This window comes from Bifidobacterium adolescentis ATCC 15703 (genome assembly GCF_000010425.1).
GTDB lineage: Bacteria > Actinomycetota > Actinomycetes > Actinomycetales > Bifidobacteriaceae > Bifidobacterium > Bifidobacterium adolescentis.
Window position 1 is genome coordinate 1,761,031 of sequence record NC_008618.1, and the last position, 18,010, is coordinate 1,779,040.

Sequence of the window (18,010 nt, forward strand, 5' to 3'; positions counted from 1 at the left end):
CTTTCAAGGATTCCAGCGCCGATCGCCACAAAAGAGGCACAACACCGAGGAGTCGCGATCATGCGGAAAGCGGGCGGCCTCACGCGCGCACCCAACGAAACCGCATCAGTCAAGCAGCCTAAGCTTGCGGGCTTTCCGATAACGCAGCACCACTTTGCGCCATGGCAAGGGCGTGGTCACCCCAATCGGCCGACCGACGATCGAAGACAACGCATGGGCGACGTTCATGGCGAACGCGGCGCGATGCAATTCGTCGGACAAATCCAGCTGCGTGACCGAAAACACAGTCCAACCAGCGGCCGCAAGACGCGACAGCTTGTTCTGATCGCGCCGATATTGCGCACGGTCAGTACGATGATGGTCACCCTGATAGTCCAGGCCAAAACGATGCTCGGCATCGACAAGATCCAACGTCACCGCAGCGCCATTCGCAAAATTCACGCCGGGGACCACACAGTTCGGTTGCATAATCGGCAGGCCATAACACACAAGAGTCAGCCTCATTTCGGTCTCCTTGGGGGAATCGCTGCCTGACTGCACGAGCGCCAACGCATCCAGACACTTGCTCCGGTATGGGACGCTCTCAGTTTTAACAAACTCAATCAGCCCCTTGCGAGTGGCGAATCGATGGCGAATCAACGACTCCGCAACCATGACGATGTCCTGGATACCCCACCGGCCGGCAGCCAAAGACCACGCCGGAACGGGCATAAGCACCGGAACTCCAGCAACCTCACGCACGTGTCGCGCGGACAAGCCCTTCCAGACATGCACGGTCACATCGGCCGACACCGATGTGCTTTTCTTCACACGGCCGCGACGAGCCGGCGATTGGGCGACCGTATGAAGTTTCGCCGGGGATTGCGGGAATTGGGAAGGCTGAGAAGCCGACTGCCGAAGACCTGGAATCTGATTCCGAGAAACAGCCTGGGAATCCGGGAAATATTGAAAATCCGAATCCGGGAAATCCTGCCCTAAGCGGATAGAGTGCTCGGAATGGCCGAAAGCCGGACTTTCTCCACTCCATCCATAGTCCACGTCCGTCCCAGCGTAACCGCCTTGCGACGAACGCAGCGAAACAACGGAGCAATCACTATCTGCGGGCAGCTCGACGCCCCAAATCGCGAGCGCGGTCTCGTGACTTACGGGATGCCGCAACTCCACGGACTGGGCAATGCGGAGAATACGCCAGCTGGCTTCGGACAGGGTCGCCCGCTGGATCGGCTTGTATGCATCATCAGCATTCATGGCGTGCAATATAAACGATGGCAACGGTTTGATGTGCGTTTTTCCAAAGTTGTGGTCGGAGAACATGCGATTTGGGGCAGTTCAGCATGGCATGGCCGTAATTCCAACGATTTGGAGCGCAACAGCCTGTGGATAACCAATGGAGATGGTTCCAGCTACCACCGCAGCCTTTACAAGGGACGCGGCCTGGCACTTCCGGAAGTGCGGCAAACCGGTATTTCTTTTCGCTTGGGGAATCGGGGATGGATCAGCCTCAGCCCAGCCTTCAAGGCAATTCGGACCAATTCATCACGAACCAGCACAAACTAGTCTCAAGCGAGCCTTGAACCAGCTTTGGAGCGGAATCTTCCGCTATAAATGTGTCACGATTCGAAATTTCGGCTGTTTTTTCGAATCGTGACACATTTTTCCTTCCCCAAAAACAATACGGGGGTATAAATCGGCGCATTTCCAAGGAAAATGCCTCAAAAAACATACCCCCGAACCGAAAGCGATGTGTCACGATCCAAAATTTTGGCCATTTTTTCGAATCGTGACACAAAACAAGCGACACGGGCAGTACCGGAAGAGTAGGTCCAAGGCCTGCTCTGGAAAGGGCGGAGCTGGCGCACAGATAGCGTGGGCAGTGCCGGAAGAGCGGAATCAAGGCCTGCGACGGAAGCGAGGAGGGCACTCAGGGGAGGAGAAGGCATGCGGAAAGCGGGAGCACTAGGCGGCGCGAAACCAAACACGCGACACTAGGCACGGGTGGTGGCGCGGGCTATGATGCGGGATTGGGTGGTGATGAGCTCCGGTTCCAACGTACGGCTGCCATCGATGCGGTTGATGATGCGGCTGACCGCGGTCGGCGCGATCCAGTCGAGGCAGGAATCCATGGTGGTCAGCGGCGGCTGGAAATATGCGGCTTCCTCGTTGTTGTCGAAGCCGATCACCTGCACCCGGTCGGGCACCGCGATGCCGTTCGCTGCCAAAGTGAACAGTGCGCCCAACGCAAGCTGGTCGTTGAACGCCACGATGCCATCGAAGGGGATGCCAGAGTCGACGATGCGCTGCGTCATGCGCGCGCCCGAGCCGATGGTCCAATCCTGGCCGACGTTGGGCACTAGCCGTGTGTCCAATTCGACGCCTTGGTCGGCACACGCTTCGAATATGCCTCGCATGCGCAGCTGCGCGTTGCCTTCCACGGCGTCGCGCAGCTCGAGGATATGCTCCGGATCGGTTCGCGAGCCGATCACCGCAAGATTCGTGGCACCGTGGTCGAACAGGTATTGCGCGGCGAGACGCGCCTCCTGGACGTCGTCCGGGGTGACATGGTCCGCCTTGCCATGCGTGGACCGCGCGCCCACGCAGACCAGCGGATAATCCACGTCCAGGTCCTCGGGATCGAGATCCTCGACTTCGGAGATGGACAGGATCATGCCGTCCGACACCGTGGCATTGAAGTTTCGCAACAGCGCGCGGGCACCCTGCGCGGATCCTTCCGCATACGTGGTGATGTACACGGAATAGCCGTAGATGCGGGCCGCGTCGATCACCCGGTTGGCCAGTTCGGCCAAATATGGCGCGGTCAGGCTCGGCACCGCGAGCGTGATGAAGCCGGTTTTGCCGCGATTGAGATTGCGGGCCGACACGTTGACGCGGTAGCCGAGCCTGTCGATGACGTCCTGCACTTTTTCGCGTGTGGCGTCGGCCATGCGGCCGGAATGGTTGATGACGTTCGACGCGGTTTTGAGGGAGACTCCGGCCTCTTGCGCCACTTCACGCAGTGTGACGCGTTTCCTGTCAGACTTGTCCGGCTTCACTTCGGCCATATCTCCCCCTAACCGCATCCGTCATCGATATTCGACTTCCGACTTTACCGCCTTACCACGAGCACGCCGTTGCGGCGCACGGTGTACGAGCCGGGCTTTTCCTCCCGATCCGTCTGGAACAGGATGACCGGCTCGCCTTCGATGCCTTGCAATTCGACCGTCTTCTTGCCACGGGGCAGGTAGAAGTCGAAGGTGGCGTCGGCGGAGGCGCGCACGGTGTGCAGCACGTCGGCATTCTCCTGCGACGAGGCCGCGAGATATGCGCGGACCAGCTTCGTCAGATCGGCCACATCCAGGTCGCAGCCGACGAAATACGCTTCGCCGGAGCCGTACGGATTACGGGTGACCGCGGCCGTGCCGTCGAGCTCCCATTCGTCCGCTTCCTCGCCGGCGTACGTGGCAAGCACCTGCGCGTGTTCGCCGGTCACGTTCACGTCGTTCTGCCACAGGCGGGTCGTGGTGCCGTCCAGCGCGGCCGAATCGTCGGCGGACGACAGTCGGATCTCGCCCGGCTCGCCTTCGGCTTCGGCGCCGAGGATGTTGAATTCCTCGCCGCGGACGCCCAGCATCGAGCGCAACAGGCCATCGCCCGCGCCCGGGTATCCGCCGAGCCAAGTGTGGAAATGCTCGTCGATCAGTCCGGTCGCGTAGCCGACCACCACGCGGCCGCCGGCGGCCGCGAAGTCGGCCAACCGCTGCGTGTCGGCGGCGCTCAGGATCAGCACGGTCGGCAGCACGACGGTCTTGTACGAGCTCCAGTCGTAGGCGAGCGGCACGATGTCGGCGCGCGAGCCCGCGTCCAGGAACGCGCGGTACCAGTCACGCACGTCATGCCAGTGGTTGAGTTTCATGCTCGGCAGGGTCTGGGAGCGGGTGGCCCATTCCGATTCGGCGCTGAAGAGGATCGCCGTGTCGGAGTGCGCCAATTCGGTGCCCTGCACGCCGGCGTCGGCGAGCGTGTGCAACGACGCGCCCAGCTCGCACACCTGGCGGAACAGCTTCGTGTCCTCGCCGGCGTGCGGAACCATGGCCGAATGGAACGCTTCGGCACCGAACGCGGACGCGCGCCACTGGAAGAAGTTGATGGCGTCGGCGCCCATGGCCACATGGGCCAGGGAGTCACGCACGGTCTCGCCCTTGCGCTTGCGGGTGTTAAGCGGCTTCCACTGCACCGCCGAGGTGGAGTGTTCCATGACATACCACGGCTTGCCGAGCGCGAGCGAATCCATGAGAGCGTCGGAGCAGGCCAGCTCGTCGAGGTGGGATTCGCCCTCGTGGAAGTAGTGGTCGTTGGATACGAAGTTCACTTCCTTGGCCCAGGCGGCGTAGTCCATGCAGCACTGGTCGGTGGAGACCATGAAGTTCGTGGTGAACGGCTTGTCGGGGCAGATTTCGGCGATCGCGTCGCGTTCGGCTTTGTAGAAGTCGAGGAGCATGTCGTTGCCGAACCGTTCGAAGTCGAGCTTCTGGCCGGGGTTGACCATCGAGTCGGCGCCCATGAACCGTGGGATGAGCACTTCGTCGAAGCCGTTCATCTCCTGGCCCCAGAAGGTGGTGCCCCACGCCTGATTGAGCGCGTCGATGGTGCCGTACTTGCGGCGGCACCATGCGCGGAAGGCCTCGAGCGCGTTGTCGGAGTAGTCCTCGCGGTTGTTCCACCCGTATTCGTTGCCCATGTGCCATGCGGTCACATACGGGTTGGTGCCGTACCGTTCGGCGAGCTTGCGGCACAGGGTCAGCGCGTATTCCTTGAACACCGGGCTGGTCGGGCTCCAGGATTGGCGCGAGCCGGCGTTGACCGGATGGCCGTACTTGTCACGCGGAAGGACCTCCGGGTGGCTTTCGTACAGCCACAGCGGCGCGGTCGCCGTCGCGGAGGCCAGGTCGACCACGATGCCGGCATTGCCGAGTTTGTCGATGATGCGGTCGAGCCAGCCGAAATCCCAACGATCCTCGGTGGGTTGGATGCGATCCCAGCTGAAGATGGCGAGGGCCACGGTGTTGACGCCGGCCTGCTTCATCAGGCGGATGTCGTCGTCCCAGATGTCCTCGGACCATTGGTCGGGATTGTAGTCGCCACCGAAGGCGATGCCGCGGCCATCCGCGGTCAGCAGTTCCGGCCATTCGAAGTTGCGTCGCGCACTCACGATTATCTCCTTTGGTAATTGGCATAAAGCCATGGTTTTTTGTATATTACATTCGTTATTCGCCCACCGGCATGTGGTACACCGGTGTAGCATACACGTCGGTGACGTCAGCGACGCACGCATCGGACTGCTCCAGGCGGGCCGCCATCGACGATGTTACCTTCACGCGGACCCCGCGCCTCAGCGGCGTGACGACCAGCGTCAGCTTTCCACCAGCGGCATCGATGGCATCCGCGTAATCGCGCAATCCGACCTGCCATGTCTCGCCGTTGCAGAAATTATCGGCGATCAGCACATCGCCGCAGAACAGCCAGCCGATATCGCCCTGGTATGCGATGTTCAGCATGACATCGGCGACCTGCCGTTGATCGCGGAAAAGCCGTCCCATGCCAGCCGGCAAAGCGATTTCGTACCGATCGGCGTGCAGTCTTCTCATACGCGCATACACCGATACGGGCTCCACCGGCCGCGGAGAGCCGAGCAAGCCTTCCGGATATGCGGCGATCCCGTTTTCGGCGCGGGGCGATTCCAGCGTCCACCCATCGCCGTCCTCGTACAGCAACGCGTTGTCGTCGTCGACGAAGGCGAGGCCTCCATCCAACACCGTCATCCGCCCGGCGAGCGCTCGTGTGACGCATACGATCTCCGCCGCGTCCCGGACCATGAAGCGTTCGAAATCCGCCTTGCCGACGGTGACGTCCTGGATGTCGCCTTCGAAATGGAACGTCAGCTCATCCATGCCATCGGGCTTGAGGAACACGAACGTGCGGAACGGTCGGCCCGGCACCCGCAGCACGGTGACCGGCTGCAGGTTGGCGCGGACGAGCCGCACGCCGTCCAGATCCATGTTGAACGGCAATATGCAGTTCTCCCCCTCGGCGAGGCCGATGCCGGTGAACCGTATGCGCTCACCGGTACCCGTCGTCACGTCGATTTGCTCACCGTGACGGCTCGGCACGCGCGCATGGTCCTGGAAGTTGTCGATGGACACGAAACCCCGTTCGCCATCGCTGCGCACGGCATACCGGAGGGTCTCGGAGTCGGACGGATCGATGCGGTCCTGCCCGTCCTGCAACGAGACCGGCATTCCGGCGAGTTCCGGCCCGAAGGCTTTGACGAACTCGTGCAGGGTGCGCAGCCGCCGGTAGGATTCCCGCACCTGTCCGAATTTGCCAAGGGGCGCTTGGAAATCATAGGAGCGTTTCGGGGTCTGCCCCTCATTGAGGAATCCGGCCGCGCCCTTCGGGTTGGTTCCGCCATGGAACATGTAGTAGCCGAGGAAATCGCACCCCGAGCCGAGCTTGATGTTGGCCATCGCGTCGACGGAGCGCTTCGGCAGCACGAAACGGTAATCGTACGAATTGAACATCCCGCCGCCCATCTCGCAGCAGGCGTACGGGCGGCTGTCCGGATCGTACGGGGGATCGAAGCCGTCGCTTGTGCTGGAGCCATGCAGCCTCCGGTATCGGTACTCGTCGGTGGCGGGATGCTCCGTCATCCCCTCGGCACCGACGCCGTCGTAGAACAGCCACGGCCGGTACGCGTATCCACCCCACAGCGGCAGCATGTCGTCCGGAACCGGTGACTGCCAGCCGGTGCAGGTGAACATCGGCGGGTCGATGCCTTCCTCGATCGCGATGTCGCGCAGCCGTTCCAGGTAGCCGGCCCCATCGTGGCCGGACGGCACCCATTCACGGCTGATGCCGGTGGTCATCTCCCAAGGAGCCGACGACGCCATGTACTCGTTGTCGACCTGGGCCGCGATGATCGGCCCGCCATCCTTGAAATACAGGCCGCGCAGCTGCTGCGCGATATGCGCGTAGAGACCGCGCACCGCATCGAGGAAGCCGGCGTCGAGGGAACGGACCTCATACGACTTGCCGTACAGCCAGTCGGGAAGTCCGCCGTTGCGCACCTCGCCATGGCAGAACGGTCCCAGCCGCACGATGACGTGCAGTCCGTGCCGGGCGCACAATTCCACGAATCGGCGCACGTTCCTGTTGCCGGAGAAATCCCACTCCCCCTCGCGCTCCTCATGGTGGTTCCAGAACACGTAGGTGGATACGACGTCGATGCCCGCCGCGGCCATCTTCGCGAGTTCCGTGTCCCACCGTTCGGCGGCGATCCGCGAATAGTGCATCTCGCCGGCGATGGGGATCCATGGCGATCCGTCACGGGTCAGGAAGCGGTTCGTGGCGCCCAGGGTCCCGCCATCCGGCCCGCATGCGGCTGCGGCGCGGATGACGGGGATCCCGTATGCGGGCGTCCGCGCGAACTTGCTGGCTTCCGAAAGATCAACCTCATAGCGCATAACGCTGCTCCTTGTCGAATTCCCGCAAGCAGGAGGACCGGTCAGCCCTTGACCGAACCGGCGACCAGGCCGGCCACGATCCAACGCTGGCAGAAGATGAAGAACACGAACACCGGGATGAGCGCGATGGTGGTGACCGTCATGAACAACGGCCAGTTCGTCGTGAAGGTGCTGATCGCGTTGAACACCTGCAGCACGATGGTCTGTTTGTTGGTCGACGAGATGTACACGCTCGGCGTCATGAAGTCGTTCCACGTGCCCATGGTCTGGAACACGATGACGGTGGTCAGGATCGGGCGGATCAGCGGCAGCACGATCGTCCAGAAGATGCGGAACGGACCGGCGCCGTCGATACGGGCGGCCTCGATGATCTCATACGGCAGGCCGCGCATGTACTGCACGATCAAGAAGTAGCAGAAGGTCGCGCCGCCCGTGTAAAGCACGATCAGGCCGAGCAGCGAATCGACGAGACCCACCTGTGCCTCCATGCGGTACTGCGGAATCAGCAGCGTCTGGCCGGGGATGATGAAGGACAGCATGAGCAGCACGCCGATCACGGCGGTGAACTTGCTCTTCTTCAGGATCATGCCGTATGCGGCGAGCGCGCCGAACAGCACCTGCAGGCCGACGCCGACCACCGTCACGATGATGGTGTTCTTGAAGGCGTTGACAATGGGCAGATGCCCGAATGCATACGTGTAGTTCTCGAAATTCCATGTCTTTGGTAACCCAATCGGGTCCATGGACATCTCGGCGCTGCTTTTGAACGTGTTGATGACGATGACGTACAGCGGCACCGCGCAGATCAGCGCGATAGCGATGACGACGACGGAACGGATGATCGAGCCGATACGCTCGCGTTGCTGCAGAGTCATGACAGCCTCTTTTCTACCAGATTGGTGATTACCTGCTGCAGGGCGACCAACAGCGCGCAGCAGATGAAGAAGATGACGCCCAGTGCGGAGCCCAGTCCGTACCGGCTCGAACCGATGCCCGTGAGGATGATGGACTGGGTCACGGTGTAGGTGGAGTAGCCCGGACCGCCGCTGGTGAGGCCATACGGCAGATCATAGACCTTCAAACCACCGGTAAGCAGCATGAAGATGCTCACACCCATGGCCGGAACCATCTGGGGCAGTGTGATGTTGAAGAACTGCTGGCGACGGTTTGCGCCATCGACGGCGGCCTGTTCGTAGATATCGGCGGGGATAGCCTGCAGATACGCCAGATACAGCGTGGCGTGCCAGCCGATCTGAGCCCATACCGCTACGAAAATCACACAGAATTTGGCAAGTTCGGAATTCGACAACCACGGAATCGCATCGATGCCGATCTTGGCGAGCAGCGTGTTGACGACGCCGGACTTCAGCGGGGAGAAGATGTACTGCCAGACCAAGCCGAGCACGGCCATGGACGGCACCGAGAAGAAGAAGAACAGGGAACGGGCGAAGTTACGGCCGAAGAACTTGCGGTTGAGCACCACAGCCAGCGGCAGGGCGATCACGGTGATGAGCACGGTGGTGGCCACCGTGTACAGCAGCGTGAAGCCGAGGCCCGCGAGCAGCGTCGGATCCTTGAAGCACTGCACGTAGTTCGCGAACCCCACGAACTTCGCGTCCGCGAAATTGTAACCGGAGTAATCGGTGAAGCTGAACACCAGGCTTTGCAGGAATGGGATGAGGATCACCACGATGAACACCACCATGATCGGCAGCAGGAAGCGTGCCGAGGCGAAGTTCTCCATGAAGTTGCGGTGACGACGCTGCTTGAGATGCAACGCCTCTACCTGATCAGCGGAATGTGGACGCGCCGCTGACGCTGTTGATACTGACATGTTGGTTGCTTTCTACAAAACGTGAGATTGGCAGGTCCAGGCGTGGCGCGGACGGAAGGGTCCGCGCCAGCCTGCCGCGATGGATGTCTGTTCGCGATGGATCAGGAGAGGGTCTTGAGCTTGGAATCGAGGTTCTCCGCGGCCTGCGTAGGGCTGATGGAGCCGAGGGCTACCTGCTGCAGCTGGGTGAAGGTCTCGGCGCGCAGCGCGGTGGTGCCCTTGCTCCAGTGGGCGGAATTCAGGTACACGTTGCCGGTCTTGATGTACAGGTCGTAGGCGTCCTTGAAGTGGTCGTCCACCGTGGCGTTGAAGCCCTTGACGGACGGGATCAGGCCCAGCTGCTTCTGGTACAGCTTGAGGCCCTCGTCGGAGGTCAGGAAGGTGAAGAACTTCTCCGCGGCCTTGAGCTTGTCTCCGGAGATCTTGTTGTTGATGCCGAAGGCCGGATCGATGGAGCCCGGCGCGTACGGGGTGTCACCCTTCTTCAGCATAGGGATCTGGCCGAAACCGTAGTTGAGGCCGGTCTCATTGAAGCTGTCGATGTCCCACGAGCCGGAAGGATAGACCGCAAGACGTCCGGCGGTGAATTCCGACTTGACCTGGTCGCCGCTCAGGCCGGACACGTCGGAGCTCATCAGGTTCTGCTTGATCAGCTTGTCCCATTCGCCGTAGTACTTGCCATACACGTTCTTGAACGTGTCCTTACCGGCGTCGATCTTGGCGTCGAGCGCCTCGCCCTGCTTGGCGGATTCAGCGCCGATCCAGCCCTCGACGGCGTTGCCCAGTCCATCCTTCGGCTCAAGGTATGGGGTGATTCCCGCGGCTTTGAGTTTGCCGCACATGGTCAGGAATTCATCCCACGTCGCCGGGATGGAGTCGTAACCGACCTTCTTCAGCAGATCCTTGTTGTACACCCAGGCATTGGTCCAGGTGCTCACGCCCATGGCGTATACTTTGCCATCCACGCTATAGGCCTTTTTTGCGGCATCGCCGATTTTATCCATGAAGCTTTCATTGCTCAGGTCCTTGGCGTAGTTGCCTTTGACCAGATCGCTCAACGCCTCCGGAGGAACGATGTAGACGTCGGCCAGGTTTCCGCCGGAGATTCGAGTCTGCAGCGTCTGCTGGTAGCCACTCTGGGAACCGGTGGTGGTGCTGTAGTCGATCTTGATGTCCGAATTGGCCTTTTCGAACGCGTCGATGATCGGCTGGTACTTGTCCTGCGAATTGTTCGAGAAGAACGACAGCGTGGTCTTGCCGTCGGCGGCGTTTCCTCCACCGCACGCGGCCAGCGGAACAAGCATCGCCGCAGCGGCCACCGCCGCAATCATCCTGATGGATTTCTTCTCCATGATGTACTCCTCCTTGTGTCCCATCGTTGGCACCCGCTTTACGTGCGTTCATTCGTCGAACCCACTCCAGCTGCGGTAGATACACGTCAATATGTCTTCAACTGACCATTCAGTTGATTCGGGATATTTCCTTCCCTTTTTGGTATAACTGTGTACCTGTTGAAACAGTATAGGTTTTCCGGTGTACCATGTCAATTCAAACAAGGAAATTTGCATCCCATCGACCGCTACCCCTACAAAACATCGGCGTGTCGTATACCGGCAGCACCGTCGACAGCGGACGACGACCCGCCCGCACCATCCGGAGACGCGCAGCCCGAAAGCGTATTGCGAGTGGGCAGGACGCATGTGGACAAGTCGGTGTATTACGGGGGATTATTTTTCCGATGAATTCCCCAGTATTAGTTGGGATTGAAAAGATGCTGAAAGTCCACAGATAAAAAATCGGCGGCTCCAAGGAAATATCCTTGGAAGCCGCCGATATGCTTGCGTGCGTCGCGCTACGGGCTCAAGCGAGTACACAGCGTGCTACGCAGACCGTGAGCAACACAGACCGCGCGCTACACAGAATCGCAAGCTACAAACTCAGGAACAGCTCGTGGATGCGGGTGTCGTCGGTGAGCTCGGGATGGAACGCCGTGGCGAGGATCTTGCCTTGGCGCAAGCCGACCACATTGCCGTCCACCGACGTTTCGACGGTGGCGGCCGGTCCGACTTCGGCCACGAACGGCCCGCGGATGAACACCAGCGGGAAATCTTTGAGCACGATGTCGGCCGGGGCGTCCTGCGGAACATGCTCGCCCGGTGCGACCACGACGGCGGAATCACCGGAAGAGGAGCCGAAATCGGCGGTGGCGGCGAACGAGCCAAGCTGGCGGCCGTATGCGTTGCGCCGCACGACGGCGTCAAGCGCGCCGAAGTAGACGTTGTCGTCGTTATCGAGCTTGCGGGCCAGCAGAATCATGCCGGCGCAGGTACCGAACACCGGTTTGCCGGCGGCGATATGCTCTGCAATCGGCTCGAACAGGCCGGTGGAGCGCAGCAGCTTGCCCTGCGTGGTGCTCTCGCCGCCGGGCAGAATCACCCGGTCGATCGAATCGTCGAAATCCTCGGCCGCGCGCAGCAGCTTCCACGGCGCGCCGAGGTGATCCAGCATGGCGGCGTGCTCGGCGAACGCGCCCTGCACGGCGAGGATGCCGGTCACGCCATGTTTCGCGGCTTCGACGCCGGCCGATTCTTCCTTCGAAATGTATTCAACTGCTACAACCATTACCGTTCCTGTGCTTTCGGATATGCCGGCTCCGCGGTGCTTCTCGCTGCCCGCGGAGCCGGCGTCACGCATGCGCCGTGCGGGCCGTCACTCGCCGCGGGCGGCCATGATGGTTTCGATCTCATCTTCGTTGATGCCGACCATGGCCTCACCGAGATTCTCGGAAAGACGTGCAAGCAGCTCGGCGTCCTGCCAATTGGCGGTAGCCTGCACGATGGCGGCGGCACGCTTAGCCGGGTCTCCGGACTTGAAGATGCCGGAACCGACGAACACGCCTTCGGCACCCAGCTCCATCATGAGCGCGGCATCGGCCGGAGTGGCCACGCCACCGGCTGCGAAGTTGACGACCGGCAGACGGCCATTGTCGTGCACGTACTTGGCGAGATCGTACGGCACGGCCAGCTGCTTGGCGGCCTCGTACACCTCGTCGTCGCGCAGGGAGACGAGTTCGCGGATCTGCTTGTTCATGGTGCGCATGTGACGCACGGCCTGGATGACGTCGCCGGTGCCCGGCTCGCCCTTGGTGCGGATCATGGACGCGCCCTCGGCGACACGGCGCAGCGCTTCGCCCAGGTTCTTCGCGCCGCACACGAACGGCACGTCGAACCGGTTCTTGTCGATGTGGTACACGTCGTCGGCGGGGCTGAGTACTTCGGATTCGTCGATGTAATCGATTTCGATGGCCTGCAGAATGCGGGCTTCGGCGATGTGGCCGATACGAACCTTGGCCATGACCGGAATAGACACGGCTTCCTGAATGCCCTTGATCATGGCCGGATCGCTCATGCGGGAAACTCCGCCGGCAGCACGAATATCGGCCGGAATGCGTTCGAGCGCCATCACCGCGCATGCGCCCGCGTCCTGTGCGATCTTCGCCTGCTCCGGAGTGGTGACGTCCATGATTACGCCACCCTTGAGCATCTGTGCCAGATTCTTGTTCAGTTCGTTCCTGTTGTTGGCCATCGCCAGCCTTTCGTCGAAAATAATCGTTTGCTATCGATACTAACGATTTCCCATTTCGATTTCACGCGAACTGAATCTTATAACCTACCAAAAAGTCGGTTTTGCTAAATTTGCAACCTTATTTTCATGATTGTTTCATTGGCTTATGATTTCGATTCCGTCGACATTTCATCGGTTTCGTCCGTTTTTCTTGCTTTACCTGCGACCATGGCTTTCGATTCGTCCGCTTCCGTACGCCGTCGCGCGCGCTATAGGAAACACGAATGACATGCGATTTTCATACGACCACATTGCGGACGTGCGACGCGTCCGTATGCGGCCGCATGGGCATGGGCACCTCACCAGGCCCCGCATTACGCCGATTCACACACTAGTTCGCACGCATCGGCTCGCCGCATCAGTTCGCAATCCGCACGCGCCAGCTCACATGCGCACGATGCGGTCCGCGATGCGCATGGTGGAATCGCGGTGCGAGACGAGCAGCACCGCGCTCCCCTGCTGCGCCAACGCGTCAATCGATTGCAGAATCACGGATTCGTTGTAGGCGTCGAGGCGACTCGTCGGCTCGTCGAACAACACCAGCGACGCGTTGCGCAGGAAGACGCGAGCCAGGCCGATGCGTTGCCGTTCACCCTCTGAAAGCCGCCCGCCCAACTCGCCGACGGGGGTATCAAGGCCCTGCGGGAGCGAGTCGACCAGTTCAAGCGCGGAAGCCTTGGCAAGCGCGGCGCGCAGCACGTCATCACCGACAGAAGGGGTCGACCGGGTGGAAAGCGCGGAATCAGCGGCATTCCACGAAACGGGAGGAGCGGGCGGGGTAAGGAGCGCTCTGCCGGAAGTTGCGGAATCGTCCGAATCGCCAGCATTACCAGCCCTATCCGCATCGCCCCTGTCGCAGGCCATAAGCAGGTTTTCACGGATAGTGCCGTCGAACAGGTAGGTTTCCTGCCCCATCATCGTTTGCACGCGACGGCGATGATGCGCGTCGATCTGCGGCAGTGGCACCTCGGACAGGGCGACTAAGCCGGATTGCGGGTCCCAGTAACGCATGAGCAGCTTCAGCAGGGTCGATTTGCCGCGGCCGGACGGGCCTTGGATGCCGAGGATGCCGTGTTGTGGTATGTCGAACGAGACGTGGCTGAGGATTGGCTCGGCGGACGACTCGGGGGCATCCGCATCGCTTCCGGAAGTTGGAGCCTCGCCCGAATTGCCGTAGCCGAACGTGACGTCGTGCATGGACATGCCGTGGTAGCGCGGCAGGAAATCGCCCCGCTCCTCCACTGCGGGGGTTTCGTCCATCAGCGCGAACAGGCGGCGGGCGGCTGCAAACGTTTGCGTGAGATTGGCCGGCAGCGCGCTCAACGCGAGCGTCGGACCGAACGAGCTGGCCAGCAGCACGAAAGCGGCGGTCAGGCGGGCGGCGGGCGCGGAAAGGACGGTCTGAATGGTTGCGGCGGCAGCGGAAGCGGCGGAAGCGATGGGCATCGTCGTACCGGACGTGACCATCGCCAGCAATGCCGCGATGGCAGTGAACAGTACGACCAGCACCGCGCCGAAGCCTGCGAAATCGCCATTCTTGGCACTCAGCCGGGCACGGCGGCTCCAGAGCGAGCGCGTGCGTGACGCGATGCCGGCAAGCCGCGCATGGCCTTGGCCGAATCGGATGATTTCGTCGAGACCGCGCATATCGTCGAGCATTTCGTCATCAAGTTGGGCGGATTCGCGGCGAATATCCCCACCGAGACCGCCTACCGCCGTGGCGAAGAGTTTCGGCAGCACGATGCCGACGGTCAGGTGCGCGATGACCAGCGTGACAGCGATCGCAGGGCTCAACGTAAGCAATGCGACCGTGTAAAGCACGGTGGTCGCGATGGCGATGACAACCGGCGAAATGGTGTGCGCAAAGAAGATTTCCAGCAGTTCGACGTCGGTGGTGACCAGCGCGATCAGGTCGCCTTTGCCTTTGCCGGACAGTTTGGCGGGCGCGAGGCGACGCAGCGCGGCAAACGTTTTCGACCGAAACAGCGCGAGCAGGCGGAAGGCGACATTGTGGTTCATGTACTGTTCGGCGTAGCGCATGCCGCCGCGGATCAGTGCGCAGATAATCATGGCTGCGATTGCCGCGGGAAGGCTGAGATTCCAGACTTTTGCGCCAGCTGCGGCAAACAGCGCGGCGACGCCGAAAACCGGCAGGAACGTGGCGGCGAGGTGGCCGAGGATGCCGCACGCGCAGGCGATGGCCATGGGTTTGCGCAGTGGGCCGACTTCGCGCAGCAAGCGGGCGACGACTTGGGTTGTTGGCATGTCCGATTTGACGCCACTGGCGTTCGATTCGGCGGAACCAGACATCCGAGACACGGCAAACGCACCAGACGCATGAGTCATACGCGATACGCGCGGCGCGACGCGACCAGACAATCCCACCCGTTCCACGCTTTCCTGCGCCCGGAACAGCTTGGCATACGTGCCGTCCGCGGCCATGAGATCGTCATGCGCGCCCTGCTCGACGACGACACCCCCATCAAACACTACGACATGGTCCGCGTCGGCCGCGTTCGCCATGCGGTGCGTGGCCATCAGCACGGTTGCGCCGGCGTCGGCGAGCGCGCGAATCGTTTGCAAAATCAACGTTTCGCTGTCCGCGTCGACGCTGCTGGTCGCCTCGTCGAAAATATAGACGGCCGACCTGCGCAACAGTACACGGGCGATCGCAATGCGCTGTTTCTGCCCGCCGGACAGATTCGCGCCGTCCTGCGTGATCGGCATATCGAGTCCTCGCGATTGCGCGCGCACGAAATCGTCGATATGCGCGGCTTCCAGCGTCTGCCACAGCTCGTTGTCGGTGGCGTCGGCGCGGGCCATGAGCAGGTTGTCGCGCAGGGTGCCGGCGAACAGGTGGCTGTGCGCGGAGACGATGGAGATTTCGCGGGTGAGCGATGCTGCGGTGAGGTCGCGGATTTGGTGCGATTTCAGGGTTTCACTGTCATCCGGCGCCGCACTGCTTAACATAGCGCCCAGCACTTCGTCCTGCATTCCGGATGGCATTTCGGACAGCAGCACATCGCCTTCATATCCGACAAGCGTGCCGGCAAGCAGCTGGACGGCTGTGGATTTCCCGGAACCGGATGGCCCGACGATCGCAGTGACTTCGCCGGGCAGCGCACAGAGGGCCACGTTGCGCAAGGCGTAGCGCGTTTCGCGCGCGTCACCCGCGCCGCCGCCCTCATCAACGCTGTCCGCATCCGCGTTCCGCATATCGGAATGCGATGTGGACGATATACGACGGGGACTCGCAACACCGGCACCCGCAGACCCGGCAGCGTCAGGCCCCGCACCAGCAGCACCCCCAGCATCCACATCCGCGTCCGCATACCGGTACGAAACACCACGAAACTCCACGCCGACACCACGCCCGGAAGCCCCGAATTCCGGCAGTTCCTTGCTGCCATGCTCCGGTTCGGGCACGTCGAGCAGCGCGAAAATACGTTTCGTGGACGTCATGCCGTTCATCGCAACGTGGAAATACGAGCCGAGCTGTCGCAGCGGAATGAAGAAATCGGCGGCTAGCAGAATCGTCAGCAATACCGCGGCGATCGGCGTCAAACCAAGCGGCAGCACGCCGGACAGCGCGAAAACGCCAGACGGCGAGAGCGAGCCGGATACAAATCGCCATATCGCAACGCCGATGCCGGCGGCCGCGCCACCGTACGCCACGGCATCCATCGCCGTGAGCGAACGCAGTTGGATCTGCAGCACGTTCATGGTCATCACGCGGAACTGTTCGGCCTTCTCGTCCATGACTCGTGCGGCGCGCTCGTCCGCGTCGAAGGTTTTCAGCGTCTCAAGTCCCTGCAGATTGTCGAGGAACGCGGCGCCCATATCCGTGTATTTGCCCCAGTATTTCTTGAATACGCGGGCAGCACGCATCGCCACCATGCCGACGATGAGCACGATGAGCGGCGCGCAGGCGAGCAGCGTCGCGGCGGTGGGCAGGTCGATCGGCGCAAGCACGGCGAACAGCGTGATGGGGGCAAGCACGGCGTAGCACAGTTGCGGCAGGAACAGTTCGAAGAAGCTTTGGATTTGTTCAATGCCTTCGCCCGCGGACTGCACCACGCCGGCGGTGCGCACGCGCTGCGCGTAGGACGGGCCGAGCGCGAGCATCTTATTGAACAGTTTCTCACGCAGCGCGAGTTTGACGCGTTCGGCGGCCTCGCTACCGAAACGTGCGGCGGCGCGAATGGTGACGAATCGCACGACCGCGGCAATAAGAATAATGGCGATGCAGGGCGCGGTGGCGGACGGTACGGGCGCGAACAGCGGTTGCAGCATACGCACCACAGCCACGACGAAGGCGATGTTGGCCACGAGGCCCAGCCATTGGCAGGCGACTTTCGCCGCGATCAATCGACCGACGCCGTCAGCCAAGGAAAACAGCCGCTTGTCGAACATCATGCCCCTTTTCCAATCGTTTGCAATCCCGCCATCCGCTCCAAGCGTATCGGGCATACCGACGAAAGGCAATGACGGAACGGCAATCGCAGAAAATCGTCGGAAAAATCTAGAAAACCATCAGAACTCGCAAGCAAATGCACAACAGCAAAACCACAGAAAACCAAGGGAACGGCGAAAAGTGAGGCGGCTGAATGTTCGCCGTTGAGCAAACAGCCTAGGCGCAAGGGGTAGTTGCGCCAAACTTGAGTGTACACGGAACATGTTGTGGTTCGCAACGTCACTCCGCCCAGTTTTGCCGCATTTTCCACCGTTTTCGCCCGTAAGGGCAACCCCCTCTCGAACCCGTCGCGCAACCCGTTGGACACCCTGCGATCGAACGCGTCAAACCTTTTTTTCGAGATGACGCATCCGTGCACCAATCCCCCGTTCCATTGACGTTTCGTGCCACTTTGTCAGTTCAAACAAACCCGTCGCCATATTTCTTGTTGTTTCTTACAATGCGGACTTACGTCACCGTAACTTACGATATGCGAGGCGCGACACAGGACGCGAAAAGCACGTCATCGATCACCGCAATCGCAGCGATCGCATATATCGCAAAACCCACGAAAACCGCGGA

The 18,010-nt window shown here is 61.3% G+C and carries 10 protein-coding genes; all 10 read right to left on the reverse strand.

All coding sequences use genetic code 11. The features are described 5' to 3' along the window. Positions 1–105: 105 nt before the first annotated feature. The 10 genes from BAD_RS09215 to BAD_RS07430 all read right to left on the reverse strand — a co-directional run bounded on the left by BAD_RS09215 (position 106) and on the right by BAD_RS07430 (position 17,388). A complete protein-coding gene (locus BAD_RS09215) occupies positions 106–1,248 on the reverse strand; it encodes a hypothetical protein (protein WP_011743695.1) in 1,143 nt (380 codons plus the stop codon). Between the two features lie 737 nt (positions 1,249–1,985). Continuing rightward, on the reverse strand, positions 1,986–3,059 hold the full coding sequence (locus BAD_RS07390; RefSeq protein WP_011743697.1) for a LacI family DNA-binding transcriptional regulator: 1,074 nt from the start codon (positions 3,057–3,059) through the stop codon (positions 1,986–1,988). A 44-nt stretch (positions 3,060–3,103) separates the two neighbouring features. Beyond that, complete coding sequence (locus tag BAD_RS07395; RefSeq protein ID WP_041777416.1) at positions 3,104–5,206, reverse strand: beta-galactosidase; 2,103 nt, start codon at positions 5,204–5,206, stop codon at positions 3,104–3,106. Positions 5,207–5,261: 55 nt separating this feature from the next. Further along, positions 5,262–7,517: a beta-galactosidase gene (locus BAD_RS07400; RefSeq protein ID WP_011743699.1), complete on the reverse strand. Its 2,256-nt coding sequence runs from the start codon at positions 7,515–7,517 to the stop codon at positions 5,262–5,264. 41 nt (positions 7,518–7,558) lie between these two features. Continuing rightward, positions 7,559–8,392 carry a carbohydrate ABC transporter permease gene (locus BAD_RS07405; protein ID WP_003809794.1) on the reverse strand — a complete coding sequence of 278 codons (834 nt, stop codon included), beginning with the start codon at positions 8,390–8,392 and terminating at the stop codon, positions 7,559–7,561. Beyond that, positions 8,389–9,261 (reverse strand): carbohydrate ABC transporter permease, encoded by an 873-nt coding sequence (locus BAD_RS07410; RefSeq protein WP_003809796.1) that lies wholly within the window; start codon positions 9,259–9,261, stop codon positions 8,389–8,391. Before BAD_RS07410 ends, BAD_RS07405 begins: the two co-directional genes overlap by 4 nt. Positions 9,262–9,452: 191 nt before the next feature. Further along, the gene (locus BAD_RS07415; protein ID WP_011743700.1) at positions 9,453–10,703 is read right to left on the reverse strand and encodes an ABC transporter substrate-binding protein; all 1,251 of its coding nucleotides are present in this window, start codon (positions 10,701–10,703) and stop codon (positions 9,453–9,455) included. A gap of 577 nt (positions 10,704–11,280) precedes the next feature. Then, a complete protein-coding gene (gene pdxT / locus BAD_RS07420) occupies positions 11,281–11,973 on the reverse strand; it encodes a pyridoxal 5'-phosphate synthase glutaminase subunit PdxT (protein WP_041777551.1) in 693 nt (230 codons plus the stop codon). Positions 11,974–12,060: 87 nt separating this feature from the next. After that, positions 12,061–12,936, reverse strand: a complete 876-nt coding sequence (pdxS, locus tag BAD_RS07425; RefSeq protein ID WP_011743702.1) for a pyridoxal 5'-phosphate synthase lyase subunit PdxS — start codon at positions 12,934–12,936, stop codon at positions 12,061–12,063. 423 nt (positions 12,937–13,359) lie between these two features. Then, positions 13,360–17,388, reverse strand: coding sequence for an ATP-binding cassette domain-containing protein (locus BAD_RS07430; RefSeq protein WP_011743703.1), 4,029 nt, complete (start codon positions 17,386–17,388; stop codon positions 13,360–13,362). Positions 17,389–18,010: the final 622 nt, after the last annotated feature.

Excerpts from the sequence above, each read along its gene's own strand:
- BAD_RS09215 (WP_011743695.1), bottom strand. The coding sequence starts at position 1,248 with ATGAATGCTGATGATGCATACAAGCCGATCCAGCGGGCGACCCTGTCC.
- BAD_RS07390 (WP_011743697.1), bottom strand. The coding sequence starts at position 3,059 with ATGGCCGAAGTGAAGCCGGACAAGTCTGACAGGAAACGCGTCACACTG.
- BAD_RS07400 (WP_011743699.1), bottom strand. The coding sequence starts at position 7,517 with ATGCGCTATGAGGTTGATCTTTCGGAAGCCAGCAAGTTCGCGCGGACG.
- BAD_RS07405 (WP_003809794.1), bottom strand. The coding sequence starts at position 8,392 with ATGACTCTGCAGCAACGCGAGCGTATCGGCTCGATCATCCGTTCCGTC.
- BAD_RS07410 (WP_003809796.1), bottom strand. The coding sequence starts at position 9,261 with ATGGAGAACTTCGCCTCGGCACGCTTCCTGCTGCCGATCATGGTGGTG.
- BAD_RS07415 (WP_011743700.1), bottom strand. The coding sequence starts at position 10,703 with ATGGAGAAGAAATCCATCAGGATGATTGCGGCGGTGGCCGCTGCGGCG.
- pdxT (WP_041777551.1), bottom strand. The coding sequence starts at position 11,973 with ATGGTTGTAGCAGTTGAATACATTTCGAAGGAAGAATCGGCCGGCGTC.
- pdxS (WP_011743702.1), bottom strand. The coding sequence starts at position 12,936 with ATGGCCAACAACAGGAACGAACTGAACAAGAATCTGGCACAGATGCTC.
- BAD_RS07430 (WP_011743703.1), bottom strand. The coding sequence starts at position 17,388 with ATGTTCGACAAGCGGCTGTTTTCCTTGGCTGACGGCGTCGGTCGATTG.